Origin of the sequence: Tahibacter soli, from assembly GCF_025717065.2 — a bacterium.
In the GTDB taxonomy this organism is placed as follows: Bacteria; Pseudomonadota; Gammaproteobacteria; order Xanthomonadales; family Rhodanobacteraceae; genus Tahibacter; species Tahibacter soli.
The window spans coordinates 198,543-224,700 of the sequence record NZ_JAOVZO020000001.1; the positions used below are offsets into that span (position 1 = coordinate 198,543).

Annotated in this window: 21 protein-coding genes and 3 pseudogenes; 5 read left to right on the forward strand and 19 right to left on the reverse strand. The window is 69.2% G+C overall.

Translation table 11 applies throughout. The features are described 5' to 3' along the window. Positions 1 to 38: 38 nt before the first annotated feature. The 9 genes and pseudogenes from OD750_RS00910 to OD750_RS00950 all read right to left on the reverse strand — a co-directional run bounded on the left by OD750_RS00910 (position 39) and on the right by OD750_RS00950 (position 11,882). Positions 39 to 1,856, reverse strand: a complete 1,818-nt coding sequence (locus tag OD750_RS00910; protein WP_263544517.1) for a hypothetical protein — start codon at positions 1,854 to 1,856, stop codon at positions 39 to 41. Between the two features lie 9 nt (positions 1,857 to 1,865). Continuing rightward, a complete protein-coding gene (locus OD750_RS00915) occupies positions 1,866 to 3,149 on the reverse strand; it encodes an NAD(P)/FAD-dependent oxidoreductase (RefSeq protein ID WP_263544518.1) in 1,284 nt (427 codons plus the stop codon). 43 nt (positions 3,150 to 3,192) lie between these two features. Then, positions 3,193 to 4,470 carry a hypothetical protein gene (locus OD750_RS00920; protein ID WP_263544519.1) on the reverse strand — a complete coding sequence of 426 codons (1,278 nt, stop codon included), beginning with the start codon at positions 4,468 to 4,470 and terminating at the stop codon, positions 3,193 to 3,195. 25 nt (positions 4,471 to 4,495) lie between these two features. After that, a complete protein-coding gene (locus tag OD750_RS00925) occupies positions 4,496 to 5,443 on the reverse strand; it encodes an NAD-dependent epimerase/dehydratase family protein (RefSeq protein WP_263544520.1) in 948 nt (315 codons plus the stop codon). Further along, positions 5,440 to 6,177 (reverse strand): SDR family oxidoreductase, encoded by a 738-nt coding sequence (locus OD750_RS00930; protein WP_263544521.1) that lies wholly within the window; start codon positions 6,175 to 6,177, stop codon positions 5,440 to 5,442. The genes OD750_RS00925 and OD750_RS00930 overlap by 4 nt, the downstream gene beginning before the upstream one ends. 4 nt (positions 6,178 to 6,181) lie before the next feature. Beyond that, positions 6,182 to 7,480 (reverse strand): FAD-binding oxidoreductase, encoded by a 1,299-nt coding sequence (locus OD750_RS00935; RefSeq protein ID WP_263544522.1) that lies wholly within the window; start codon positions 7,478 to 7,480, stop codon positions 6,182 to 6,184. Further along, positions 7,480 to 8,894 (reverse strand): annotated as a pseudogene (locus OD750_RS00940) (UbiA family prenyltransferase). Before OD750_RS00940 ends, OD750_RS00935 begins: the two are co-directional and overlap by 1 nt. An 82-nt stretch (positions 8,895 to 8,976) precedes the next feature. Beyond that, complete coding sequence (locus tag OD750_RS00945; RefSeq protein ID WP_263544523.1) at positions 8,977 to 9,930, reverse strand: WxcM-like domain-containing protein; 954 nt, start codon at positions 9,928 to 9,930, stop codon at positions 8,977 to 8,979. Beyond that, on the reverse strand, positions 9,927 to 11,882 hold the full coding sequence (locus OD750_RS00950) for an acetoacetate--CoA ligase (RefSeq protein WP_263544524.1): 1,956 nt from the start codon (positions 11,880 to 11,882) through the stop codon (positions 9,927 to 9,929). The genes OD750_RS00945 and OD750_RS00950 overlap by 4 nt, the downstream gene beginning before the upstream one ends. Before the next feature lie 351 nt (positions 11,883 to 12,233). Between OD750_RS00950 and OD750_RS00955 the strand changes: the two genes are divergently transcribed. Both OD750_RS00955 and OD750_RS27465 read left to right on the forward strand, forming a co-directional pair. Continuing rightward, positions 12,234 to 13,334, forward strand: coding sequence for a YjgN family protein (locus OD750_RS00955; protein ID WP_263544525.1), 1,101 nt, complete (start codon positions 12,234 to 12,236; stop codon positions 13,332 to 13,334). Beyond that, positions 13,331 to 13,555 (forward strand): annotated as a pseudogene (locus OD750_RS27465) (DUF7092 domain-containing protein); the annotation flags it as partial. The gene OD750_RS00955 and the pseudogene OD750_RS27465, both read left to right, overlap by 4 nt. Before the next feature lie 17 nt (positions 13,556 to 13,572). On the opposite strand, the gene OD750_RS00960 reads toward OD750_RS27465, so the two are convergent. Then, entirely contained in the window at positions 13,573 to 13,770 is a 198-nt protein-coding gene (locus OD750_RS00960; protein ID WP_263544594.1) for a hypothetical protein, read from the reverse strand. Between the two features lie 138 nt (positions 13,771 to 13,908). On the opposite strand from OD750_RS00960, the pseudogene OD750_RS00965 reads away from it, so the two are divergent. Next, a pseudogene (locus OD750_RS00965) lies at positions 13,909 to 14,361 on the forward strand (M48 family metallopeptidase); the annotation flags it as partial. On the opposite strand, the gene OD750_RS00970 reads toward OD750_RS00965, so the two are convergent. The 4 genes from OD750_RS00970 to OD750_RS00985 are packed head-to-tail and all read right to left on the reverse strand — an operon-like array spanning position 14,358 to position 17,378. Continuing rightward, complete coding sequence (locus tag OD750_RS00970) at positions 14,358 to 15,008, reverse strand: DUF3299 domain-containing protein (RefSeq protein ID WP_263544526.1); 651 nt, start codon at positions 15,006 to 15,008, stop codon at positions 14,358 to 14,360. The pseudogene OD750_RS00965 and the gene OD750_RS00970 sit on opposite strands and share 4 nt — an antisense overlap. After that, on the reverse strand, positions 15,005 to 16,213 hold the full coding sequence (locus OD750_RS00975; RefSeq protein ID WP_263544527.1) for an ABC transporter permease: 1,209 nt from the start codon (positions 16,211 to 16,213) through the stop codon (positions 15,005 to 15,007). The genes OD750_RS00970 and OD750_RS00975 overlap by 4 nt, the downstream gene beginning before the upstream one ends. Further along, positions 16,210 to 16,890, reverse strand: a complete 681-nt coding sequence (locus OD750_RS00980) for an ABC transporter ATP-binding protein (RefSeq protein WP_263544528.1) — start codon at positions 16,888 to 16,890, stop codon at positions 16,210 to 16,212. The genes OD750_RS00975 and OD750_RS00980 overlap by 4 nt, the downstream gene beginning before the upstream one ends. Beyond that, the gene (locus OD750_RS00985) at positions 16,887 to 17,378 is read right to left on the reverse strand and encodes a DUF2796 domain-containing protein (protein ID WP_263544529.1); all 492 of its coding nucleotides are present in this window, start codon (positions 17,376 to 17,378) and stop codon (positions 16,887 to 16,889) included. The genes OD750_RS00980 and OD750_RS00985 overlap by 4 nt, the downstream gene beginning before the upstream one ends. Before the next feature lie 42 nt (positions 17,379 to 17,420). On the opposite strand from OD750_RS00985, the gene OD750_RS00990 reads away from it, so the two are divergent. Together OD750_RS00990 and OD750_RS00995 are read left to right on the forward strand one after the other, a co-directional pair. After that, positions 17,421 to 17,843: a MerC family mercury resistance protein gene (locus OD750_RS00990; protein WP_263544530.1), complete on the forward strand. Its 423-nt coding sequence runs from the start codon at positions 17,421 to 17,423 to the stop codon at positions 17,841 to 17,843. A gap of 29 nt (positions 17,844 to 17,872) precedes the next feature. Further along, positions 17,873 to 19,474, forward strand: a complete 1,602-nt coding sequence (locus tag OD750_RS00995; protein WP_263544531.1) for an alkaline phosphatase D family protein — start codon at positions 17,873 to 17,875, stop codon at positions 19,472 to 19,474. Here the strand turns inward: OD750_RS00995 and OD750_RS01000 are convergent. The 5 genes from OD750_RS01000 to OD750_RS01020 all read right to left on the reverse strand — a co-directional run bounded on the left by OD750_RS01000 (position 19,471) and on the right by OD750_RS01020 (position 26,094). Further along, positions 19,471 to 21,684 (reverse strand): DUF5916 domain-containing protein, encoded by a 2,214-nt coding sequence (locus OD750_RS01000; protein WP_263544532.1) that lies wholly within the window; start codon positions 21,682 to 21,684, stop codon positions 19,471 to 19,473. The two genes, OD750_RS00995 and OD750_RS01000, sit on opposite strands and share 4 nt — an antisense overlap. A 131-nt stretch (positions 21,685 to 21,815) precedes the next feature. Beyond that, positions 21,816 to 22,760 (reverse strand): electron transfer flavoprotein subunit alpha/FixB family protein, encoded by a 945-nt coding sequence (locus tag OD750_RS01005; RefSeq protein ID WP_263544533.1) that lies wholly within the window; start codon positions 22,758 to 22,760, stop codon positions 21,816 to 21,818. 11 nt (positions 22,761 to 22,771) lie between these two features. Further along, positions 22,772 to 23,518, reverse strand: coding sequence for an electron transfer flavoprotein subunit beta/FixA family protein (locus OD750_RS01010; RefSeq protein ID WP_263544534.1), 747 nt, complete (start codon positions 23,516 to 23,518; stop codon positions 22,772 to 22,774). A 90-nt stretch (positions 23,519 to 23,608) separates the two neighbouring features. Then, positions 23,609 to 24,520, reverse strand: coding sequence for an ATP-grasp domain-containing protein (locus tag OD750_RS01015; protein ID WP_263544535.1), 912 nt, complete (start codon positions 24,518 to 24,520; stop codon positions 23,609 to 23,611). After that, entirely contained in the window at positions 24,520 to 26,094 is a 1,575-nt protein-coding gene (locus OD750_RS01020) for a hypothetical protein (protein WP_263544536.1), read from the reverse strand. The genes OD750_RS01015 and OD750_RS01020 overlap by 1 nt, the downstream gene beginning before the upstream one ends. Between the last annotated feature and the right edge of the window lie 64 nt (positions 26,095 to 26,158).

Genomic DNA, 26,158 nt, shown 5'->3' on the forward strand with positions numbered 1-26,158 from the left:
CTTTACACATCGGCTTGAAGGTCGTCATATCGCGCGTCTCACCGGGCCTCGACCAGACGCCGCAGCCGCGCGGCCGTGTCGGCCGCGAGCGCCGAAAGGCGACCCTGTTCGACCGGTTCGCCGAACGCGAACCAATAGTCCGGATTTTCGTCGGCGGCGACGACGACGTAGGTCGCCGACGGCGCGGCGAGGCGGTGCGCCTGCCAGGCTTCGTGGTCCGGCGTCGAGCGCGCGAGCGCGACCGGCGGGCGCCCGTCGGTGCTTTCCAGCGCCAGATGCATCTTCGGCTCGCTCAGATAGCCCGCCGTCGATATCCGCACGTAGGAGCGCCTGGTCGGCACCGGGCTGCTGACGCAGCGGCCGACGTTCGCGTTGCCGACAACCGGCGAAAACGTGCCGACGGCTCGCGTCGCGAGCGCCGGCGTCGTCGGGTAGGCCCCCGGCGACGAAAGCAGCGCGCAGTCGGGCCACGCGATCGGCACCGCTGCGGCGACCGAGGACGGCATCATCGCGCGTACCGTCGGGTCGGACAGTAGCCCGATCACGCGCGTCGCCGACGGATGCGAAATCTCGTCGGGCGACTTGCCGGCGAGCGCCGAAGGGCCCGCGCCGGCGAGGAACGCGGCGATGTTGCCCGCGGCGATCTTTTGCTGCTCGGCCCTCGGCGCCAGCGCCGCGGCGCCGCGGATCGACCAGCCGCCCAGACAGAAGAGAAAACCGGCCGTTGCGACGACGACGACGGCACCGAGCCCGGCCGCGCGGGCGTCGTCGCGCTCGCGCAGCGACTGCACGATGCGCAGCGCCAGCAGCAGATTGGCCGCGCCGCCGAGCGCGAGCGTCTCGGTGTAGCGGCTCGCGACGAACGCCAGGCCGCCGTGTCCGCGCGCCGCGGCGATGGCGACGGCGTGCAGTGCGGCCCACGCCGCGACGCCGAACAGGAAGACGTCCAGGCGCGGCATCGTCGCGGGCCCGCGCACCAGTCGCCACACCCACAGCGCGCACGGCCACCAGACCAGCGGCAGCGAGATCGGACTTGCCGGCAGTGGCCAGCAAAGCGCCGTCATTGCGGCGGAGACGAGCTCCGTCGCGCTGCCCGCACGCAGGCCCGAATGCTGCGGCAGCGTCGGAATCAACTGCAGCCCGAACACGAAGAGGGCGCTCGCCGCGAGGACGACCGCGACGAACGGACGTCCTCGCAGCGCGCCGCCGCGGTACAGGCACAGCGCGGCGACGATGATCGCCGGCGCGGCGAGCATCCCGCTCGCGAGCGTGAACAGTCCGCACAGCCCGGCGCCGACGGCCGCAACGACGGGCGTCCAGCGATCGCCGCGGCCGAACGCGAGCGCGCCGATTGCCGCGAACGCCCACAGGCCTTCGAAATAGAACTGGTTCTGAAAGCCGATCGTGATGTTTTCCCACCCGTAGGGCAGGCTGCCGAGCGCGACGACGGCAAGGCCGGCCGACAACAGGCTGCGACGGTCCAGTTCGTGGAAATACGGCGCGGCGAACGCGCCGAGCATCGCCGCGTATACGATGGTGTTCGCGAAGGCGGCGACGACATTGTCGAACTGCCGCTCGTTCGCGCAAAAAAGCAGCAGTCCGAGAACGCGGGAAAAAAACACGCGATGCTCGTTGTGCGTCGCAAACAGGTCGGACAGGCTGAGCGTGCCGTCGACGAACGGCTTGTACAGCCTTCTGATTTCGGCGTCCCATTGATCCCAGAACGGCAGATCGGTCGCGTACAGCGACACGAAGACGCTGCGCGCGAGCACGACGGCGACGAGCGCGCACGCCAGCGCCGTGGCGTTATGCAGGCGCCAGCGGGGCGGCGCGTCGTGTTTTGCGGTCGCGCCCAACTTAGGGTCTCAGCTCAGCGCCGTGCGAACGAGGCTCTTGGCGACCTTGACGCTCTCGCAGATCGACCGGTCCTCCGGGTAGTAGTACGCGGTGTCGGCCATGCTGAAACCGGCGATCGGCGTCTTCATCGGCGGCAGCATGTCGTAGAAGCCCGGCGGACAGACGGCCTGCGCGAATTCGTAGCGATGGCAGTGCGCCGCGAGCACCCAGTCGCGTTGAAATTCGGGGTTGATCTTCGGCAGGTAGCCGAGCGTCTCTTCGATGAATTCGGCGTTGTCGCGCGCGTACTTCGGATGCGTCTTGGGCATGTAGAACGGCGCGTAGACGATCGCGTCGCCGGTCGTCGGGTTCAAATTCGAGTATTCGATGACGCCGGGAATCTCGATGCTTTCGTCGCAGATGTTCATCCAGAAATTTTCCGACAGCGGCTTTTTCAGCTTCAGGATGACGCAGACGACGGGAATGTTCTCGATCGCGCGGATCTTCGCGGCGAAATCGGCCGGCAGGTCGGGCACGAGCTTCGGCACGTACTGGATCGGCGTCGTGCTGACGACACCGTCGAACCGGTGCTCTTCGCCGCGCACGACGATGCCGCGCACGCGGCCGGCCTCGGACGTCACCTTCTCGACCGGCGAGGACAGGTGAATGCGGCCGCCGCGCTCGACGACGAAGTCGCGCATGCGCGCGAGCAGCGCATCCGAGCCGCCTTCGAGGTAGCCGAGCGATTCGGTGAACAGGTTCTTGCGCGACAGCGCGACGCGCTTGATGCGCGTGCCGAGCCACGCGGCCGAGAGTTTATCTTTGTATTCGTAGAATTTGAGATGGAACAGGCGCTCCCACAGCACCTTGTAGCTGCGCTCGCCGAGGTTCGCCTTGAGCCAGTCGATGACGCCGACCTTGTCGAGCGCGCGCCAGTCGCGCACGGACTTCGTGCGCATCACGTGCAGCGCGTAGCGGAACTTGTCGATCCAGCCGAGCTTGTCGAAGCCGAGCAGCGCGAACGGCGTACCCCATTTGTACAGGCGACCATCGCAGTAGAAGCCCATCTTGGTGTCGGTCCACTTGAGGCGGTCGGACATGCCGAGTTCGGCGAGCAGCTCGAACAGCGGATCGTCGGTCTTGCACACGAAGTGGTAGTAGCGCTCGATCGACAGGCCGTCGAAATCGAAGCTGGCCGACATGCCGCCGATGCGGTCGTCGCGCTCGTAGACGTCGACCTCGTGACCGGCCTTCAATAGTTCCATGGCGGCCATCAGGCCCATCGGGCCGGAGCCCAGTACGGCAAACTTCATCGGTCGTTTCTCATTGCGCGGTGTGTGGTCGTACCGGCCCTCGTCATCGGGCGGGTACGCTCAGGATCCAGGGAGCGGGATTGACCGGCGCCGTCACGGCTTCGCCGCGGTCCATGCGCTCGGCATGCTTGTGCCATTCGAAGTCGGCGAGCGTCGGGCGGCGCAGCACTTCGGGCGGATTGGCGATCGCGACGGCCGCGAGCAGCGCAAGCGTCGCCGGCAGCGCCAGATGCCGGCGACGGCCCAGCAGCGTTGCGAGCGCCAGCACGGCGCAGACCCAGAAGCCGAACTTGAACATGACGTAGTAGCGGTCGCCGGAGCCGAGTGTGTGGATCGGAAACGGCTGCGTCGTGTACTTGCAGGCGAACGTCCACAACTGCGCTGCGTTCGCCGCGGCGATCGCGGCCACCACCGCGCGGCGCACGGGCGTGCCGGCACCCGACCACGCGAGCACGACGAGCGCGGCGGCGACGAGGCAGAACACCGCGTTGGGCATCAGCATCTTGCCGAGCGTATGCGCCTGCAGCGACGCGGCGATGTCGGCGAGTGCGGTCCACGACGGGATCAGCGGCGACGACGCATACGCACCGAACTTGACGTAGCACACCTGCACGAGCGCGCCGGCCGCGAGCGTGACGATGGCGGCGTCGGGGCGCGGCAGCGTGCGATGCGGCCGCAGGTTGCCGGCGAGCCGCGCCTCGATCCACAGGCAGGCATAACCCGCGACGGCGCCCGCCACGGCGAAAATCGAAAACGGACCCGTCAGCGCGGCGACCGCCGTGGCCGGCACCGTCAGCCATGGTCGGCGGGGCTTCTCGCCGGACAGGAAGCACGCGACAGGCACCAGCAGATAGAACTGGACCAGCCACTGCACGTTGACCAGCGTGCCGAACACTTCGCCGGTGCTCGGCACCAGCGCGACCGCGGCCACGAGCGTCCAGAACGCGGCGCCCGGCAGCGGCAGGCGCCGCAGCGACCACAGCGACAGCGCGCCGGTCAGCAAGGCCGCGCTGCAATAGACGAGCGGCGCATGGACGTTCGACAAACCCGTCGCGATCCACGCGACGAGACGCTGCAGCACGACGAGATAGCCGGCCGCGGACGTCAGCAGGCGCGGCATCGCGTGTCCGTATTGCTCGGGGAACAGCAAGGTGCCGTCTTCGGCCCAGAACTGAGGCAGCGTCAGCGCGTCGGGCGCTTTGAGCGCGAGTACGGCCACGACAAGCACGAGCGCCAGCACAGCGTCGGGCGGCGCGTCGTGGCGGTCATTGCGCAGCGCGGTCGCGACCGGCGTGTGCGCGATGTCCTGTGCGCGCGTCACCGTCGCCGCCTCGCGTCGCGCCCGCTCATCGTTCGAGCACGATCTTGCCGTAGCGCGGATCGCAATAGCTTTCGCGTACGGCGTCGGCGAACGGCGTCTGCTTCACGCCGAACACGCGCTCCGTGTCGACGCCGGTGAATTCGTCGCCGGCCGTCAGCGCCTTCAGCTGGTCCGCCGTGAACGGCGGCTTGTCGCTGAACAACGCGTAGATTTTCAACAGCAGGCGAAACAATCCGTACGGGATGTGCACGATCGGCGTGCGCAGGCCCTTCGCGCGCTTGATCGTGTGGATGATGTCGACGTAGTCGATGCGCGTGTCGCCGCAGACGTCGTACACCGTGCCGGGCGGCTGCGTTTCGATGCACTTGACGATGCAGCGGCAGAAGTCGCGCTCGTACAGCGGCTGACGCATGTAGCGGCCGTGGCCCGGGATCGGGAACACCGGCACTTTCTCCATGAACCGCGACAGCCAGCCCAGGTGCTTGGGATCAAACCAGCCGAACATCAGCGTCGGTCGCAGCACGCAATGCGCGACGCCGCTGTCCTGCACCATGCGCTCTTGTACCTTTTTGGTGTTCGTATAATCGTCGTCGGCCACCGAGTTCACGACCGACGACGAGATGTGCACGAGGTAAGGCACGCCGTGGCGCTTGCATGCGTCGAGCACGCGCTTCGTCGCGTCCTGGTTGTTGCGCACGAACTCCTGCGGAAACTTGCCGGTGATCTGCGCGTGCAGCTGTACGACGCACGCGGCGCCGGCGAACGCGTTTTCCCAGGCGCCCGCTTCGGCGAGGTCGGCGTGGATCGTCGTCACGTCGGGGTGCAGTTCGCGCAGGATGCCGAGGTTGTGCGCGTGCTTGTCGATCGCGACGAGGTTCGTATAGCCCTGCGCCTTGAGCTCGACGATGAGATTCTGCCCGACCAGGCCGGCCGCGCCGGTCAGGACGAGCTTGTCGGCCTTGCCGACGCTCACAGCTTCACCCGCTTGAACACGAATTCCGGCACGCAGCGGATCACGAACATGATCAGCGACCAGAACCACGGCAGGTAGACGACGCTCTTGCCCTTGTCGATCGCCTCGACGATGCCCTTGGCGACGTCGTCCGGCTGCGCCCACAAGGCGCCTTTGGGAAAATTCTTCGTCATCGGCGTATCGACGAAGCCGGGCTTGATCGTCACGACCGCGACGCCGGACTTCTGCAGCCGCTGGCGCAGCCCCGACAGGAACGCGCTGACCGCCGCCTTGGCCGCGCCGTACGCGTAGTTCGACATGCGTCCGCGATCGCCGGCGACCGACGAGATCACCGCGATCGTGCCGTGGCCTTGCGCGGCGAAGCGGTTCGCCAGCGGCGTCAGGAGTGCCATGACCGACAGCGCGTTCGTGTCGAATTCGCGCCGCAGCGCGTCGACCGAGGTCTCGCATTCGGCCTGGTCGGACAAGGTGCCGTGTGCGATCAGTACCGTATCGAGGCCGCCGAGTTCGCGCTCGGCGGTGTCGATCGCGCCGGCGTGCGCGGCGTAGTCGTTGACGTCGAGCGTCGCCGTCGCGGTGCGCACGGCGCCGCGGACGCCGAGGTCGTCGGCGATCGTTTTCAGACGCGCCGCGTCGCGGCCGACGAGGCACAGCGCGTCGCCGCGGGCGGCGAAGCGTCGCGCGGTGGCTTCGGCGATCGCCGAGGTCGCACCGATGATGAGGATCCTGCGCATTGCGTTACTCCGTCACGCGCCGCCAGAAACCCGACGAAAACGCCGGGTCGAGGTAGGGTCGCAAGCTTTCCCAGGCCGGGTAGTACTGCCGGAAGCGCTCTCCGCGCATCCGCGCATCCTTGGCCGGATAGACCGCGCCGCCCGCCGCGGCGACGACGTCGTCGAGCCGCTCGAGCAGTTCGAATGTGGCCGCGCCCCGGTTCGGGAAGTCGAGCGCGAGGGTCGCGCCCGGCCGCGGGAACGAGAGGATACCAGCCGAGCGGCCCGGGCCGAACATCTTCAGGACCGCCAGGAACGAACCGGTGCCGCTGTCGGCGATCTGCTCGATGAGGTCGGTCAGCGCGTGCTCCGCGCCTTCCGGCGGCACGACGCACTGGTACTGCAGAAAGCCTTTCGGCCCGTAGATGCGGTTCCAGTGACCGATCGCGTCGAGCGGGTAGAAATACGGCTCGTAGTGCGTCAGCGCGTGCGCGACCGGCGTGCGCTGCCGGTGGTAGTACGCCGCGTTGAACGCGCGCAGCGACGCGCCGTTGATCAGCGAGAACGGCGGCGTGAACGGCACCGACAATCGCCGCTTGGGCCGCGCCGGGCCGTCGCCGGCCGGCGCGTGGTTCGCGCGGATGAAGTGGCCGCGCCCGAGCGCGTCGCCGCGCGCGACGCAGTCGATCCACGCCACCGTGTATTCGTAGTCGCGCTCCGACGCCGCCGACAGCGCGAGAAACTCGCGCAGGTTCGCGAAGCGGTGCGTTTCGATGTTCATCCAGGCGCCGCGGATGCGCTTCAAACGGATCTGCGCCCAGGTGACGACGCCGGTGAGGCCGAGGCCGCCGGCCGTCGCGGCGAACCAGTCGGCGTTCTCGGACGGGCTGCACCAGCGCCGCGTGCCGTCCGAGCGCAACAGTTCGAAGCCGTCGACGTACTCGCTGAAGCAACCGGCGACGTGATGGTTCTTGCCGTGCACGTCGTTGGCGATCGCGCCGCCGACGGTCACGAACTTCGTGCCGGGCGTGACCGGCAGGAACCAGCCTTGCGCGACGGCGAAATCGAGGATGTCCGACAGCAGCACGCCGGCTTCGCAGCGCAGCACGCCGGTCGCCGGATCGAAGCCGATGTAGCGGTCGAGCCCGCGCGTGGCCAGCAGCGTGCCGCCGTCGTTGAGGCACGAATCGCCGTAGCTGCGCCCGTTGCCGTACGGCAGTGCGGTGCCCTCGAACGCCGGCAGCGGCGCGTGGCGGTCGCGCAGCGCGATCACGCGCTGGTTCTGCGCCTGCGGGTAGCGGCCCCACGAGGTACCCGGCGACATCAGATCGCTCCGGCCACGACGATCGCGCAGAGCACGAGCACGATGCGGCTGACCGTATCGACGAGCGCGAACACGACCGGATCGTCGTGCATGCCGCCGCGATGCGCGACGAGCCAGACGCGGCTGATCCAGTACAAGAGCAGCGGGCACAGCAGCCACAGGATCTGAGGCCGGTGGTACAGCGCCTCGCTCGCCGTGCTGTTGATGTACAGCGCGAGCACGAGCACCGAGAGATAGCCGCTCGAGCCGCCGAGCGACTGGATCAGCGGAACGTCGTCGACGGTATAGCCGCGTCCGCTGGCCTTGTTCGTCGGGCCGTTCTGCAGCGCGGCCAGCTCGGTGTAGCGCTTGAGCATGGCGAGGCTCAGGAACAGGAACATCGAGAATGCGAGCAGCCAGAACGACAGGCCGCCGCCGATCGCCGCGGCGCCGCCGATGATGCGCACGGTGTAGAGCGCCGCGAGCACGACGACGTCGAGCATCACCACGCGCTTCAAATGCAGCGAATAGGCGAGCGTCAGCGCGTAGTAGATCGCGAGCACGCCGGCGAACGCGGGGCCGGCGACGAAGGCGAGCGCGAACGCGACGACGACCAGCAGCGGCGCGGCGACCAGGCCGTGGACGAGCGGCAGCGTGCCGGCGGCGAACGGCCGCAGGCGCTTGCGCGGGTGGCGGCGGTCGGCGTCGAGGTCGAACAGGTCGTTGAGCACGTAGACGCCCGACGCGCACAGCCCGAACGCGACGAACGCGACGACCGAATGCACGAGCGCCTGCGTTTCGAACACGCGGTGGCCGGCGAGTATCGGCAGGAAGACCAGCAGGTTCTTCGCCCACTGGTGCAGGCGCAGCGCCTTGAGCCACACCTTGGGCCCGCCGGCCGGGCGCTCGAACACGCGCTCGACCTCGCATTCCTGCGCGGCCGCGGCCGGCAGCGACGCTGCCGCATTGACCACGACGGCGCGTCGTGCATATTTCCACACGGCGAGATCGCGGCGTTCGTTGCCGGCGTAGTCGAAGCCGCGCTCGCCGTAGCGTTCGCGCAGCGCGTCGCCCTTGGCGCGGCCGGCGAGATTGCGCTCGCCGTCGCTCGCCATCACCGCGTCGAAGACGCCGACGTGCGCCGCGACCGCCTGCGCGAGCTGCGCGTCGGAAGCGGTGCACAGCACGCGCGGCCGGTCTTCCGTACGCAGCCATTCGACCACGCGCTCGTCGTAGGGCAGCGCGGACGGGTCGATCTGCGCGCGCAAAGCGATCTGCCGCTTCAGATGCGCGCGGCCTTTCATCAGCCAGGCGACGAATGAAAAAAGTACAGCGGATTGCGGCGCAGCAACGCCAGCGCCGACTCGAACAGGAGGTCCGAGCGTATCAGCGTGCCGTCGAGATCGACGCAAAGGGGAATGGGCGTAGTCGACATCCGTCCGGGTCCGGCCACAAGGTTGCGTGCCCGCCGTGGCGGGCAAAGCCGGAAGTCTACTATGCCTTGCCGCGCGAGGCGCTCAGGAAGGCGTGGGCCGGCTCAAAGCGAGAAACCGGTCATAGTCCCGGACATAATCGGCCGCATCGTAGCGGTGCGACGCAAATACCAGCAAAACCGCGTCCGGCGAATATTTGTACTGGATGCCCCAGACCATCGGCGGCAGGTGGATGCCGAGTTCGGGACGGTCGAGCAGAAATTCCTGGCGCCGGCTGCCGTCGTCGGCGACGACCGCGCAACTGCCTTTGACGCAGACGAGAAACTGGTGGCACGCCAGATGCGCGTGCTCGCCGCGGGTTTCGGCGCTCGGTACGTCGTAAACGAGAAAATACCGTTCCGCGTTGAATGGAATATCGGTCGGAAATTCGCCGACGCTCAGGCTGCCGCGCAAATCCTTGACTTGTTTCAATCGATGCAACGTCACGCCGGCGACCGCGGTCGCGACCGTGCCGGGTTCCGCGGGAAATGCCGTCGCTTCGGTGGCCGAACCGCGCGTCTGCGCATGCGATTCGACATAGCCGGTGATGCGCGCCGGATTGCCGACGACGATCGCGTGCGGCGGCACCGAGCGCGTGACGACCGCGCCGGCGCCGACCATCGCGTACTGTCCGATCGACACGCCGGGCAGGATCGTCGCGTTCGCGCCGATCGATGCGCCGCGGCCGACATGCGTCTGCGCGAACGTCTCGGGATATTCCTTGCTGCGCGGAAAACGATCGTTCGTGAACGTCGCGTTCGGGCCGATGAACACGTCGTCCTCGACGCGCAGGCCGTCCCACAGCTGCACGCCGCATTTGACCGTCACCCGGTCGCCGACGACGACGTCGTTCTCGACGAACACGTGGTCGCAGATGTTGCAGTCGGCACCGATGCGCGCGCCGGGCAGCACGTGCGCGAACGCCCACACGCGCGTGCGCGGACCGATCGCGACGCTTTCGCAGCAGCCGAGCGGATGGACGAAAAAATCCGCCGTCACACCGACAGTTCCGGCAGCAGCGCCTCGTACAGCGCCAGCGCCTGCGGATTGGCGAGCGCGTCGGTGTTCTTCACCGGCTTGCCGTGCACGATGTTGCGTACCGCGAGTTCCACGATCTTGCCGGAGATCGTGCGCGGGATGTCGGCGACCGCGAGGATCTTCGCCGGCACGTGGCGCGGCGTGGTGTTGTCGCGGATCTGCTTCTTGATGCGGTCGCGCAGCGCGTCGTCGAGCGTCGCGCCCTCGCGCAGCCGCACGAACAGCACCACGCGCACGTCGTGCTCCCAGTCCTGGCCGATGCACAGGCTTTCGACCACTTCGGGCAGCTGCTCGACCTGCCGGTAGATTTCCGCCGTGCCGATGCGCACGCCGCCGGGATTGAGCGTGGCGTCCGAGCGGCCGTAGATGATGACGCCCTCGTGCTCGGTCAGCATCGCGTAGTCGCCGTGGCACCACACGTTCGGGTGCCGCGCGAAATACGCATTGTGGTATTTGCTGCCGTCCGGATCGTTCCAGAAATAGATCGGCATCGACGGAAACGGCGCGAGACAGGCGAGTTCGCCGGTCTCCTCGCGCACGGGCTTGCCGTCGTCGTCGAGAATTTCCACCTTCATGCCGAGTCCGCGGCACTGCAGCTCGCCGTGGTAGACCGGCAGCAGCGGGCTGCCGAGCGCGAAGCACGAAATGATGTCGGTGCCGCCGGAGATCGACGACAGCATCACGCGTTCTTTCACGTCGCGGTAGACGTAGTCGTAGCTTTCGGGCGCGAGCGGAGAACCGGTCGACAGGATCGTCTTCAGCGCCAGCAGCTTGTGCGTCTCGCGCGGGCGCACGCCGGCCTTCTCGATCGCCGAGATCCATTTCGCGCTCGTGCCGAACACGGTGATGCCGAGTTCGTCGGCGAGATCCCACAGCGCGTTGCCGTCGGGATGCGACGGCGAGCCGTCGTACAGCACGACGCCGGCGCCGACCGCGAGGCTCGACACGAGCCAGTTCCACATCATCCAGCCGCACGTCGTGTAGTAGAAGATCTTGTCTTCGCGCTTGACGTCCGCGTGCAGCACGTGTTCCTTCAGGTGCTGGATCAGCGTGCCGCCGGCGCCGTGCACGATGCATTTCGGCACGCCGGTCGTGCCCGACGAATACATGATGTACAACGGGTGGTCGAACGGTGTCAGCTCGAACTGCAGCGCGCGATCTTCGGTGCCGACGAAGTCGGGCCACGCGACCGCGTTCGGGATGTCATCGAGCGCGAGCGCCGCGCCGCTGTAGGGAATCACGACCAGCTTCTCGACGCTCGGCAGCTGCGCGATCACGCCGCGGATCTTGGCGAGGCAGTCGTGCGTCTTGCCGCCGTACGGATACGCGTCGGTCGTGAACAGCACCTTCGGCTCGATCTGGCCGAAGCGGTCGACGACGCCGTTGATGCCGAAATCGGGCGAGCACGACGACCACACCGCGCCGAGCGACGTCGCCGCGAGCATCGCGATGACGGTTTCCGGCATGTTCGGCAGAAAACCCGCGACGCGGTCCCCAGGCCGCAGGCCCAGCTCGCGCAGCGCATGCGCGAGTCGGCCGACGTGCTGGTGCAGCTCGGCGTAGGAAATTTCCCGCGCGTGACCCCACTCGTTGCGGAACAGGATCGCCGCGCGGTCGTCCTTGAAGCGCAGCAGATTTTGCGCGAAGTTCAACCGGATGCCGGGAAACCATTTCGCGCCGGGCATCTTGTCGCCGTCGACGAGCACTTCATGGAACGTGCCCGATGCGCGGATGCCGCAGAACTCCCATACGAGCTGCCAGAAGCGCTCGGGATACCGCACCGAAAAATCGTACAGCGGCGCGTAGCTGCGCAGATCCTCGTTGCCGGTCTGTTCGCGCACGAAGCGCATGAAGCGGCTGAGGTTCGCGCGTTCGACGCGTTCGGGGCTGGGTTCCCAGATCGGCTTGCTCATGTCGGGATTGCCTGACTTCCGTGGCGGATGACGATAGGGTCGAGCGGCCCGTGACCGTCGAGCCGGCCGGTTCGATTGTTGCAGGGCGCGCGGTCGGCAGGGAAGGCTGCCGGACGCGCCATTGTATCGGCCATAGGTACGATTGCGATATCGCGATGCCTGGCATTGATCATGTTTCGCGCTGAATTTCGATTAACGACGCGGGCCGTACACGGGCGGTCCGCAGGCGGTCCACGGAAGGATCGCCGGGGGTGGGAAGCCCCCGTCGAAGGTTTGCAGGCTTTGCCTGCACCGCCGAGGGGCGGACGGATCCGTCCCTCGGCACCCCGTTGGATTCGCGCAGGGGGATTCGTGAACGAAGCGACGGAAACCGGTGTCGTGCCGGAAGCGGGAAACGACGCGACCGCGACGACGACCGAACCGCGGACGCACCGGTTCGTCTTCAGCGGCGACGTGCGCGAGTACTTTCGCATCTGGATCGTCAACCTCGCGCTCGGCATCGTCACGCTCGGCGTGTATTCGGCCTGGGCGAAAGTGCGCACGCAGCGCTACTTCTACGGCCACACGCGCCTTGCCGGCGCGCCGTTCGAATACCTCGCGCAGCCGCTGCCGATCCTGAAGGGGCGCATCATCGCGGTCGTCCTGTTCGGCAGCTATCTGCTGGCGAGCCAGTTCATGCCGCTGGTCGCGCTCGTACTGCTCGTCGTGATCAGCCTCGCGACGCCGTGGCTCGTCGTGCGCGGCCTGATGTTTCGCGCGCGCTACGCGTCGTGGCGCGGGCTGACGTTCCGTTTCGTCGGCGACTACGGCGAGGCGATCCGCTACTTTTTTCTGATGTACATGCTCGTGCCGCTGACGCTCGGACTGATCTATCCGTACATCAAGTACAAGCAGAAGGCGTTCGTCGTCGACAACCACCGTTTCGGCGGAAGGCGCTTCGTGTTCGGCACCGACGCGTCGCCCTTCTTCGGGCCGTACGTCGGCGCAGGGCTGAGCCTCGTCGGACTGATCGTCGTGTTCGTGGTGCTGGTGATGCCGGCGGCGATGGGAGCGTACGCATCGAACGACGCACAGGCCGAGGCGCGCGCGGAGCTTCTGGCCACCGCCTACACCGTCACGATGTATCTGGCGTATTTCGTGGCGTGGACGTTCCTGTCCGCGCGCATCGGCAACATCGTCTACAACCACACCTCGATCGACGGCCACCATTTCATCTCGTCGCTGCGCGCGCGCGACCTGTTGTGGCTGTACGCGAGCAACACGATCGCGATCCTCGCGAGCGCCGGCATGCTGATTCCGTGGGCGATGATCCGGCTCGCGCGCTATCGCGCCGACCATCTCATGCTCGTCGCGAGCGGCGATCTCGAGACGTTCACCGCCGAGGCGAAGACGGACGTCGGCGCCGCCGCGTCGGAAGTCGACGGCCTGTTCGACGTGGACATCGGCCTGTGAACGAACGCGCGGCGACGTGGTACGACGGCCGCACGAGCCGCGCGCACGCGGTGACGCTGCGCCGCGTCGACGCCGCGACGCTCGAGATCGATGCTGGCGACTGGTGGCGCACCGAGCCGATCGCGTCGATCGAGATAACGCCGCGGCTGGCCCGTGTGCAGCGCACGCTGCGTTTCGCCGACGGCTCGATCGCGCACGTCGACGACGACGACGCGCTCGACGCGTGGTTCGGCGAGCGTCATCGCGTCGAGGCGCGCGTCGACCGCCTGGAACGCCGCTGGCGCATGGCGCTCGCGGCGCTGGCGATCTGCGCGGTCGCGGCGGGCTTCTTCTTCGCGTACGGCTTGCCGCGCCTCGCCGACGTCGCGGCGCGCGCGATACCGCTGTCGGTCGAGCGCACGCTCGGCGCGCAGGTCGATGCGATGTTGCGGCGCATGGGCTTCGACGAAACGGGGCTCGAACGCGGGCGCACGGAGGCGATCCTCGCGCGCTACGCCGCGTACGCGGCCCTCGTCCCCGGCGGCGGCGAGTATCGCGTGACGTTCGCGCGGTCGGCCTCGGCGCGAACGCGTTCGCGCTGCCGGGCGGCGATATCGTCGCGACCGACGCGCTGGTGCGCGAACTCGACGACGACGAAGTGCTGGCCGTGCTCGCGCACGAAACCGGGCATCAGCACCATCGCCACGTCATGCGCTCGGTGCTGCAGGGATCGGCCGTCGCGCTGGCCGCGGCGCTCGTCACCGGCGACGTCGGCTCGGCCGGTGCGGTCGCGATTGCCGTGCCGACGTTTCTGCTCGACCAGCACTACTCGCGTGCGTTCGAGGCGCAGGCCGACGAATTCGCGTTCGATTCGCTCGAGCGTGCCGGGGTGTCGCCGCGCCGCCTCGCCGACGCGATGCGCAAGATCGACGCGGCGGGCGCGAAGCGCCGCGACGGCCAGGCGCTCGGGTACCTCCAGTCGCATCCGTCCAGCGCGGCGCGGATCGCGCGGGCGATCGAGCGCGCCGAGGCGTTCGAACGAAATTAGCCGTCGTAAGGCGCGAGCGACGCGTCGTCCATGACGTAAGCGGCGTTGCCGAGGTCGCCGTCGACGCGTTCCTCGCGCAGCGTGCCGCGCAGCCATTGCGGCTCCCACGGATCGGGCGCGCGCACGGACTGCGCGAGCGTGACGTGCACGAGCTGGTTCGGCGGCGGCGGCGGAACGTGGATGCACGCGCCGAAATACGGCACGAACAGGAATTCGCGCACGTGCTCGGCGTCGTCGAACGCGACCGGCACGACGTAGCCGGCGAGGCGGATCCGCCGGCCGGTATACGTGGATACCGTGTGGAAAGATCCCGATTGCGTCATGCGCCGCGCGCCGTGGTGGTCGATTGCGGGTGCGTCGCCGCGGCGCAGCGCGTCGAGTTCGGCACGGGGCATGAGGTCGGTCCAGTCGACGTCGGCGTAGCCGTCGTGGGCTTTCGGCGGCGCCGCCGGTTCGGGCGCAACGGCGCCGCCGGTGACGGCCGGCGCGAGGCCGCTGCGCGCGGCATGACGGCGTGCCGCCATCGCGCCGTCGGTCGCCGCGCGTGCGAGCGCGGCGCCGTCGTCGCGTTCGACCGGTACCGGCGGCGCGGGCTCGGGCGAACAGCCCGCGAGCACGATGGCGACGACGCACAGCAAGCGCCTCATAAGCGCAGACTCAAACCGTCGGCGAGGCTGCGCCGGCACGCGAGGGCGGCGGGCACGCCGCCGGCGACAGCCGCGACCGCGACGACGGCCGCGACGAGCAGGACGTCGCGCGACGACGGCCACGCCGCGCCGAACTGCAGGCCGTACTGCGCGGCGGCGAAGTCGCTCGCGCCGGCGAGCGCGGCGCACGCGAGCGCAAGGCCCAGCGCGCCGCCGACCGCCGCGAGGACGAGCGCCTCGACGACGAGCAGCGCGAACACCGTGCCCGCGCCGGCACCGAGCGCGCGCAGGATCGCCATCTCGCGGCGGCGCTCGTTCAAACCGGCGAGCAGCACGCCGAGCATGCCGGCGAGGCCGGTCGCGACGACCAGCGCGCCGACGACGCGCAGCGCGTTTTCGGCGACGCCGACGAGACGCCACAGGCTCTGCAGCGCGACGCCGGGCAGGATCGCGAGCAGCGGCTCGGCGGCGTAGTCGTTGATGCGCCGCTGCACGGCGAACGTCGCGGCGCGGCTTTTGAGTCCGACGAAGAACGCGGTGATCGTCGCGGGCGCCTCGCGGCCGTCGGGCATGAAGTCGCGATGGATCGCGTCGATCGCCGACAGATCGACGAGCACCGCGGCATCGACCGGCGTGCCGGTGCGCGCGAGCACGCCGACGATGCGGAACGGATCGTTCTCGTGCGCGACGAAGCCGGCGAGGCCGTGCGTCAGCACGAGTTCGCGGCCCGGCGCATAGCCCAGGCGCTGCGCGACGTCGGCGCCGACGACCGCTTCGAACGTCGCGCCGAACGCGCGGCCCTGCGCGAACGCCAGGTCGCGGCGCGCACCGAAGCGATAGCGCCGGAAGAATTCGGCGGTCGTGCCGACGACGCGAAAGCCGCGGTGCGAATCGCCGAGCGCCACCGGCACGGCCCAGTCGACCTCGTTCCAGCGCGCGATCGCCTCGTAGCTCGACCAGGCGATCTCGTTCGTCGCGTCGCCGATATGGAACACCGAGTACAGCAGCAGATTCAGCGGCCCCGAGCGAGCGCCGACGACGAGATCGATGCCCGACACGGTGCCGGCGAAGCTCGCGCGCACGTCGGCGCGGATGCGCTCGACCGCCACCGTCACCGCGACGCCGAGCGCGATCGTCGCGATGCAGACGAGCGCCGTCGCGCGGCGATTGCGCAGGCTGCGCCACGCGAGCGCGAACGGCGTCATGCGACGGGCCCGATCTGCAGCACGCGGTCGAAGCAGCCGGCCAGCGCGCGATCGTGGCTGACGAACAGCACCGCGCTGCCGGCGCGGCGGCATTCGTCGAGCAGGAGGCGCACGAACGCGTCGCGTGCGTCGGCGTCGAGCGCCGACGTCGGTTCGTCGGCGACGATCAGTTCCGGCGCGCCGATCAGCGCGCGCGCCGCCGCGACGCGCTGCTGCTGGCCGACGCTGAGCGCGTATGCCGGTTGCCGCGCGAGCGCGTCGGGGTCGAGATCGAGCGCCGCGAGAAGGCGCCGCGCCTCGGCGTCGACGCCGCCGGCGAGCGCCGCACGCTCGCGCCGGCGCCGCGACCAGCGGCACGCCAGATGCACGTTCGACGCGACGTCGAGATACGGTATCAGATTGAACTGTTGGAAAATGACGCCGATGTGGTCGGCACGCACGCGATCGCGCGCGCTGGCGCGCAGGCGCGCCAGATCGCGGCCGAGCACGCGCACGGCGCCGCTCTGAGCCGTGAGCACGCCGGCGACGAGATTGAGCAGCGTGCTCTTGCCGCTGCCGCTGCGGCCGTGCAGAAACACGCGCTCGCCCGGTGCGACGTCGAGCCGTGCGAACGAGAACAGCGGCTCGTCCGCGCGCCACGCGTGGCGCAGATCGCGCAGTTCGACCACGGCGCTCACGGCGCGAGCACGAGTCGCGCGGCGCCGCGCGCGAGCGTGCGGCTGTCCTGTCGGTCGGGCAGCACGAGGTTCGCCGTCACGCGTTCGAGACGCGCGAATCGTTCGAACAACGTCAGATCGAGCGTCGTCAGTCGCGCGGGTGCCGTGCAGCGCCAGGCCGCGCGCACGTCGAAGTCGGCATGTTCGCCGGCCGTATCGAAGTCGGCCGCGCTCGATTCGAGCGCGCAGCCCGCGGCGGCCGGCAGCGCGATCCACTGCGCCGGCGCGGCGAGCAGCGCTTGCGCGCGCGCGAGCGCCGCGCGTTCGGCATCGTCGCGTGGCGCGCGCTCGAAGCCGACGATGCTGGCGCCGGGTGCGCCGAGCGCCAGTTCGAGGCGGTCGCCTTCGAGCGTGACGGCCAGCGTTGCCGCGCCGTGTTCGTGCACGCCGTGTGCGGTCGCGAAGGCCGGTGCGAGCGTGAGCCAAAGTATCGCTGTGACGCGTTTCATTGAGATGTTATAACGTAACAAATGTTATCGCGATGTAAGTACGTGATCTCCACTCGCCATTCCGTCTGGTTCGACCGCGCCGGCCTTGCCGTCTCCGGCGCGTGCGCCGTGCACTGCGCGCTCGTGCCGCTCGCGTTCGCGCTGCTGCCGTCGTTGACGCTCGCACTGTTGTCGCTGCGCGATCCGGCGCACGGGTTGGCGTTCGCGCTGTTGCGGCTCGCGCGCTACGAGGCCTGGACGATCGCCGCGGCGATCGCGCTCGCGTTCGGCACGAGCTTCGTCGCATGGCGCCGGCGCGGTGCGCGGCGCGGTCTCGCGTTCGCGTCGGCCGGCGCGCTGCTGCTTGCCGCCGCGCTGGCTGCGCCGTCGCCGTGGTCGCACGCGGCGTTCGCCGTCGCAGGCGGATTCGCGCTGTGTCTCGCCCACCGCGCGAACCTGCGCGCGGCTGACATCGAGTCGACGTAGCATCGGCGCGATCGACTCTGGAGATTGCGATGCCGACCCCGGACCCGCGCCGCCTCGCGCTCGAACGTCTCGCACGCACGGCGGGTATCGACCGCCGCGCGTTTCTGCGCGGCCTGACCGCGTTCGCGCTCGGTGCGTTCGCCAGCCCGCGCGTACGCGCGGCCGACAAGCGCGTGCGCTTCGCCGGCCATCCGTTTCAACTCGGCGTCGCGTCGGGCGTCGGCGCGCACGACCGTGTGGTGCTGTGGACGCGCCTGTGCCCCGATCCGCTCAACGGCGGCGGCATGCCCGAAGAACGCGTGCGCGTCCGCTGGGAAGTCGCGGCCGACGAGGGATTCCGGCAGATCGTGCGCGACGGCATGCACTACGCCGCGGCGGAACTGGCGCACAGCGTGCACGTCGACGTCGACGGCCTCGCGCCGGATCGACCGTACTGGTACCGCTTCTTCGCCGGCGACGAGGCGAGCGCGGTCGGGCGTACGCGCACGCTGCCGGCGCCCGACGCCGCGAACGCGCGGCTGCGTTTCGCGCTCGCGTCGTGCCAGCACTTCGAGCAGGGCTACTACGACGCGTATCGGCATCTCGTCGCCGACGCGCCCGACCTGATGCTGTTCGTCGGCGACTACATCTACGAAACCGATTCGGACGAAGACCCGGTACGCCGGCACGCGTCGCGCGAGCCGCATGCGCTCGCCGACTACCGCAATCGCCATGCGCAGTACCGGCTCGACGAGCACCTGCAGGCCGCGCACGGCGCGTTGCCGTGGATGGTGACGGTCGACGATCACGAAGTGGACAACGACTGGGCCGGCAACGTCTCCGAAGGGCTAGACCCGCAGTTCGCGGCGCGCCGCGCGAACGCGCTGCAGGCGTACTTCGAGCACATGCCGCTGTCGCCGTCGGCGCTCAAGACCGGCGCGTCGCTCGCGCTGTACCGGCGCGTCGACGTCGGCCGCCTCGCGCGCATCCATCTGCTCGACGACCGGCAGTACCGCGATCCGCACGCGTGTCCGCGTCCCGGCATCGGCGGTTCGAACACGGCCAGTCTGCGCGAATGCCCGGCGCTCGCCGATCCCGCGCGCACGATGCTCGGCGCTGACCAGGAGCGCTGGCTCGACGCCGGCCTCGGCGCGAGCCGCGCGCGCTGGAACGTGATCGCGCAGGAAACGCTGTTCAGCGCGTTCAAGCAACCCGAGGACGGTGAAGACCGCTACTTCACCGAGGACTGGAACGGCTATCACTCGGCGCGCACGCGACTGGTGAAAACATTGCAGAAGCACAAATTGAACAATGCGCTGATCGTCGGCGGCGACGTGCACACGAGTTTCGCGATGGACGTGAAAGCCGATTTCGACCGCCCCGAATCGGCGATCGTCGCGACCGAATTCACCGGCACGTCGCTGACGTCGGCGGGCATCTCGCAGGAGCGCGTCGCGCGCTATCTCAAGGCCAATCCGCACGCGCACTTCGGCAACAGCGACGAGCACGGGTACCTGCTGTTCGACGTGGACGCGGATCAGGTTCGCGCACAGTTTCGCGTCGTCGAATCGATCAAGCGGCGCGGCTCGCCGATCCGCACGCTCGCGCAGTTTCGCGCCGAGCACGGGCGGCCCGGGGTCAAACCCGTCTAGAAGCGATACCGAACCTTGGCCAACAACTGATCCGCATCGCGCAGTTCCAGCGCGTCGGCGAACAGCTCGCCCGGATCGTCGGCATGGCCGTCGCGGCGTTCGAAACCGCCTCGGCTGTAAACGAGATAGAACTCCGACTGCGGGGCGATCTCGTAGCGGTAGCGCAGCTGCACGCCGAAGCTGTTGATGCTGAAATCGTCCGCCGTGCCGTCGCGCCGGAGGCGTCCGCGCTCGCCGATGCGCCACGCACGCGCGTCGCGCGCGCCGATCGACAGCCACTGCATCTTCGCGCGCAGCTCGTGCCGCGGCGCCGGAAACCAGTTGAGATTGACGGCGGTGTCCCACTGCTTGCGCCGATAGCTCGCGAGGCGGTCGCCGTCCAGCCAGATCAGCCAGTCGTTGGAAAATCGCACGTACGCCGTCACGTCGACGGTCAGCCGGTCGCTGACGTAGTACGTGAACTCCGGTTCCCACTGCACCGCGCGGCCGTGCACGCCTTCCTGCATCAGCCACACGCCGACGATGTACTGCCAGTCGCCGACGCGCGGGCTTTCGTAGTACGTCCACATGCTCGTGCGCGACGGTCGCCAGACGTTGCCGGCGCCGCGCGCGATCTGGTCGTCGTACCCCGCGAGATCGCCGCGCAGCTGCAGGAAATACTTGCCGCCGCCCTTGAACTCGGCCGACCGTTCCAGGCGCAGGACCGGCGACAGCCGGTCGCCGTCGTCGTTCGTGCGGCCGACCGCGATGCCGGTGTACGTCACCGCGGCGGTCGCACTGTCGGCGCCGAAATCGTTGCGTTTGTAGCGCGTGCGCCATTGCGCCTGGTTCAGATCGTTGCGCGGCATGTAGCCGGCGTCGTTGAAGTCGAGATCGGCGCCGTAGTGGCTGATCCACGCATCGTGTTCCCAGCGGTCGTTCACGGTGCCGACCCAGCGCGCCCAGCCGCCGGTGCCGCGCGTGGTGATGCCCGCGTCGTCCACTTGCGAGGCGATGACCTGACCGTCGAAACGCATGCGCTCGCTCGCCTGCCAGCGCCAGTCGGTCGCGTCGACGAGCGCGCTGCGGTCGAGCGCCGGCCGGTCGACCGACGTCACCAGGGTACCGATGCTGAAGGTTTCGCCGGGCGCGAGCAGGCGCGCGGCGCGGAAGCTGCGGCCGGCGTCGCCGGATTCCTCGGCGTCGAAGAAGCCGTATTTGAACGCGCCCGCGCTGCCGTTGACCTTCAGCGCCGCGTCGATGCCGGCGGCCTCGCCGCTGCCGTCGTCCGATGCCGCGCCGATGCGCCGCGTGTACAGGATCAGACCGTCCTGCGGTGTGCGCAGGTCGAACAGCCCCTGGTTTTCGGTGAAGAACGGGCGCTTGTCGGAGTAGTACGTCTCGATCGCGTCGAAGTTGACGACGAGTTCGTCCGATTCGACCTGGCCGAAGTCGGGGTTCAACGTCGCGGTCAGTTGAAAATTGCCGCCGGGTTTCCAGAACACGTCCATGCCGCCGCGAAATTCGGTGCCGGGATTTTTCAGATCCTGCAGCACCGACACGTACGGGAAGAAGTCGAGCAGCTGCGCGCGATACTGCGCGATCTCCACTTTTTCGTAACCGGACAGAAACACCTGGTTGCCGTAGAACACCGGCGGCGTCGCCGAGCGCTCGCTGCGGCTCGCCACCACGCGGTCGAAATACACGGCCACCGTGCGCGTCGGCGTGTCGGCACCGCGCATGCTCGCGATCGTCCACGGCACGAGGATTTCGACGGTCCAGCCCTCGTCGGTTTCGTGCACGGCGTGCTGCCAGTCGGCGTCCCAGTCGCTCGAGAACTGGTTTTCGTCGGTGATGACCGCGTCCTCGATCGAGTCGGACAGCGACACGGTGAAGTTGTAACCGGTCTTGCCGTCGGCGTCGAAGTCGATCATGACGTTGACGCGGTCGGCCGCGCCGATGTTGTCGCGCGCGGTGATCGGTTTCAGACGCGGCACGCCCGGCGGCTGCGCGCAGCGGAACGCGAACGCGAGGCCCTGCGGCGTCGACAGCATGCGCGCTTGCGTCGCGAGCGTGGCGGCGTCGAGCGCGTAGGGCTGCGTGCGGCGGAAATCGGCGAACACGCGCGCGTCGGCCCAGTCGGCTTCGTCGGGCTTGCCGTCGACGACGATGGCGGCATGGGCGGGCGCGGCGAACGCGCAGGCGAGCAGAAAGAATCGGCGAAGCGTCATTGCAGGGCCGGGCGCGTCTTCAAAGGCGAGGGCGCGGATTCAACCGGTCCGGCTGCCGCGATGCAAGCGCCGGAAGTCGGGGGCGCCGCCATCTCGTCCCGGCGTTGCGCCGGGACGAGATGACGAATCGCTCAACCGAGCGCGGCTTCGAGTTCCGGCACCAGCTTGAACAGGTCGCCGACGAGGCCGAAGTCGGCGATCTCGAAGATCGGCGCTTCGCCGTCCTTGTTGATCGCGACGATCGTGCCCGCGTCCTTGATGCCGGTCAGATGCTGGATCGCGCCGGAAATGCCGATCGCCATGTACAGCTCGGGCGCGATGATCTTGCCGGTCTGGCCGACCTGCAGGTCGCTCGGCACGTAGCCCGCGTCGACTGCCGCGCGCGACGCGCCGACCGCCGCGCCGATCTTGTCGGCGAGCTTGTAGATGATCGCGAAATTCTCGGCCGAACCGACGCCGCGACCGCCCGACACGACGCGGCCGGCGCTCTGCAGATCCGGACGGTCGCTCTTGCCCTGCGCGAGTTCGACGAAGCGCGTATGCGTCGGCAGTTCGACGGACAGCGCCAGCGCCTCGACCGGCGCGCTCGCCGAACCGGTCGCCGCGGCGGCGAACGACGCGGTGCGCACGGTGGCGGCGACGATCGCGTCGGCCGGCGCTTCGACCGTGATGATCGCGTTGCCGGCGTAGATCGGACGCTTGAACGTGTGCGCGCCGAGCACTTCGGCGACGTCGGAAACCTGCGCGACGCCGAGCAGCGCGGCGGCACGCGGCAGCACGTCCTTGCCGAACGTCGTCGACGGCGCGAGCACGTGGCTGTAACCGGCGGCGGCGGCGGCGATCTGCGGCGCGTAGACGGCCGCGAGCGCGTGTTCGTTCGCGGCATTGGCGACTGTGAGCACCTTGCCCACGCCGTCGATGCGCGCGGCTTCGGCGGCGATCGCGGCCGGATCGGCGGCCAGCACCAGCACGTCGATCGATTCGGCGTTGAACGCCTTGGCGCACGTCACGCAGCGCGCCGTGCTCGGGTTGAGTTTGCCGTTCAGGTGTTCGGCGACGATCAGAACTTTGCTCATGTCGATTCCCCTTACACCAGACCCTTGTTCTTGAGCGCGGCCACGAGTTCGGCCACGTCCTTGACCATCACGCCCTTGCTGCGCTTGGGCGGCGCGGCGTAGGCGGTGGTCTTGAGGCTGTCGCCGGACGCAACGCCGAGCGACGCGAAGTCGATCGTTTCGAGCGGCTTGGACTTGGCCTTCATGATGTCCGGCAGCTTGATGAAGCGCGGCTCGTTCAGGCGCAGGTCGGTCGTGATGACGGCCGGCAGGTCGACGTCGATCGTCTCCAGGCCCGCGTCGACTTCGCGCGTGACGCGCACGGCGCCGCCGTTCACTTCGACCTTCGACGCGAATGTCGCTTGTGGACGATTCCACAGCGCGGCGAGCATCTGGCCGGTCTGGTTGCAGTCGTCGTCGATCGCCTGCTTGCCGAGGATGACGATGTCCGGCTGTTCCTTCTCGACGAGCTTGAGCAGCGCGCGCGCGGCCGTCAGCGGCTGGATCGCCTCGGACGTGACGACGTGGATCGCGCGGTTCGCGCCCATGGCGAGGCCGTTGCGCAGGTGCGCCTGGCAGTCGGCCGGGCCGATCGTGGCGACGACGACGTCGGTCGCGACGCCTTTTTCGCGCAGGCGCAGCGCTTCTTCGAGCGCGATGTCGTCGAACGGATTGGCCGACAGCTTGACGCCTTCGGTGACGACGCCGGAGCCGTCGGGTTTGACCTGGATGCGCACGTTGTAGTCAACGACGCGCTTGTAGCCGACGAGGATCTTCATGGAGCGGATTCCTTGCTGGACAACGAGGAGGCGGCGACGGCAGCCTCGGGGAGAACGCGAATTCTAGCGTGGTTCGTCCGTTTCGACAGGTCAGGCTGTCCGGACAGCACTCGCCCGGCGCAGTACGGCGGCCGCGTAGCGGTCGGCCGAACCCGCGCCGTGCGCGAAGAATAGGGACGGTTCGCTGAGTTCCAGCTCCAGAACGCGCGGCTGCCCGGCGCCGTCGTGGATCAGGTCGACGCGCGCGTAGAGCAGCGGCGCGTCCGCGGGGATCGCCGCGAGGGTGCGCGCGCCGAGCGCGAGTTCCGCGTCGCTCGGCGTGCGCGGCGTGATGTGTTCGGCCGCGAACAGCGCGCGCGTGGCGTCCTCGCCGCGCCGCAGCAGCGGACCCTTGCGGATCGCGTGGCTGAACGCGCCGTCGAGGTAGACGAGCGCGGTTTCGCCGTGGTCGTCGACACGATCGAGATACGGCTGCAGTACGACGCTGCGGCCGGCATCGATCAGGCTGCGCGTGTGTGCGAGCGCGTCGTCAAGCGCCGATCGCGCGTGCCGCCGCGCGTCGCGCGAGCCGGCGCCGACGCACGGCTTGACGACGAACTCGGTCGCGGTCGGAAAGTCGGCGAGGAACGCGTCGAGTTTGGCCGCTGCATCGTCGCCCGGTTCGACGAACCGGCTCGGCACGATCGCGACGCCGGCGCGTTCGAGGTCGGCGAGGTAGTGCTTGTCGGTGTTCCAGCGCACGATGTCGACCGGATTGACGAGCGCGGTCGCCGCCGCCGCGCGCTGCGCCCAGGCGAGGAATTCCGGCAGGCGCTGCGTGTAGTCCCACGGCGAGCGCAGCGCGGCGACGTGCCATGCCGTCCAGTCGACCGAGGGGTCGTCCCAGTCGAGCGTGGCGACGTCGGCGCCGGCGGCGCGCAGCGCGTTGACGAGCGGCGGCAGGTCTTCGTCGAGGTCGCGCGCGGCGCGGGCGGTGACGAGGGCGATGCGATAGGCGGACATTACGGTGCGGCCTCCGGCGAAGCGACGCGGCCTTGCGCGTCGACGGAAAAGGGGAAGACGTTCGCGCCGGTTTCGGCGTGGTCGGGCTCGACGAACTGCAGCGTGCACAGATTGCCGAAGCGATCGACGAGATCGTGACCGTTCGCGACCGCGATGCGCAACCCCGGCCAGGCGCCGGCGGCGCAGTCGCGCGCGTCGACGACGGTGTTGTAGACCGGCCGGCCGGCGAATATCGCGCAGCGCATCAGGCTCGCGCCGCGCGACGCGGCGCCCTTGACCATCGTGTCGATATGCGTGCGCACGTCGTCGCTGTAGTCGGGCATGGCCAGTTCGATGCGGCAGCCCGGCGGAAAATCGCGCGCCGCGAGCGCTTCGCCGATGCGCGTGACGCGCGCGCTGTCGGCGGCGTAGAGGTCGGTCCAGCGCGAGGCGATGCGGTGCGACAGCACGAGGCCGACGACGCACAGCGCGCCGAACGCGCCGACGCAAACCGCGCGCGCGGCGCGGCCGCGCAGCAGCGTCCAGATCGCCGGCACCGCGAGCGCGATGCCCGCGGCCGCGAGATAGTAGAAGCGCAGGTTCAGCGACAGCACGCCCGCGTCGTTCGCGAGCGCGAGCCGCACGATCGGCGCCTGCAGTACCGACGGTGCGGCGACGAGCACGAGCGCGATCGACGCCGTGCGCATCGCGTACGCGCTGCGCCGGCGCACCGCGACGATGCCGGCGGCGATGACCAGTGCCGCGAGGAGAGCGACCAGCGCGATCGCGAGCGGATGCAGCGACGCCGACGTGAAGCCGAACAGCGCATGCGGCAGATAGCGCCACCAGGCGAGCGCGCCTTCGACGATCGCGCCGGCGCCGGCCTGCGCGCCGGTCGTCGTCGTCGCGGTGCCGCTCGCCACGCGCAGCGCGAGTGCGGCGATCACGGCCGCGACCGCGGCGATCGCGACCCCGTAGCGCCGCTCGCCCGTCGCGTACCGGTGCGCGAGCGCGCGCACGAAGAGCGCCGCGGCGACGGCGTAGGCCACTTCCTTCGACGTGAGCGAGAACAGCAGCAGCGCGGCGCTCGCGATCGCCGCGCCTGTGCTGTCGCGGCGCAGCGCGCGTTCGCCGGCGACGAGCGCGGCGAGGCCGAACAGCAGCGCGAGCGGATCGAAGCGATCGGACAGCCAGATCGCGGTGCCGATGCCGGCCGGCGCGCAGGCGAACGCGAGGCCGGCGACGAGGCCGGGCAGCCACGGACGATCGGCGTCGCCGTCGCGCGCGAGCGCGTTGCCGAGCACGGCGACGAGCGCGGCGTTCGCGGCGTGCACGACGAGGTTCGCGGCGTAGTGCCAGACGCCGTCGGCGCCGAACGCCTGCGCCGTCAACCACCAGAACGCGAGGCCGACCGGGCGATAGAAATAGGTAAAAAACGCATTTTCACGCAGCACGACCGCGGGATCGTCGAGATGGCGCGTCAGCGCGAGCCAGCCCCAGTCTTCGGGCGTGATGCCGGCGTGGAGGGCGGGCAGGAAGGCGATCGCGGCGACGAGGGCGGGGATCAGCCAAGCGAGGGCGGGACGTAGGGGCATGGGAGCGGCGAGCGAGGTTACGACGAGCAAGGGGCTTCGGGCTCGTCATCCCAGCGAAAGCTGG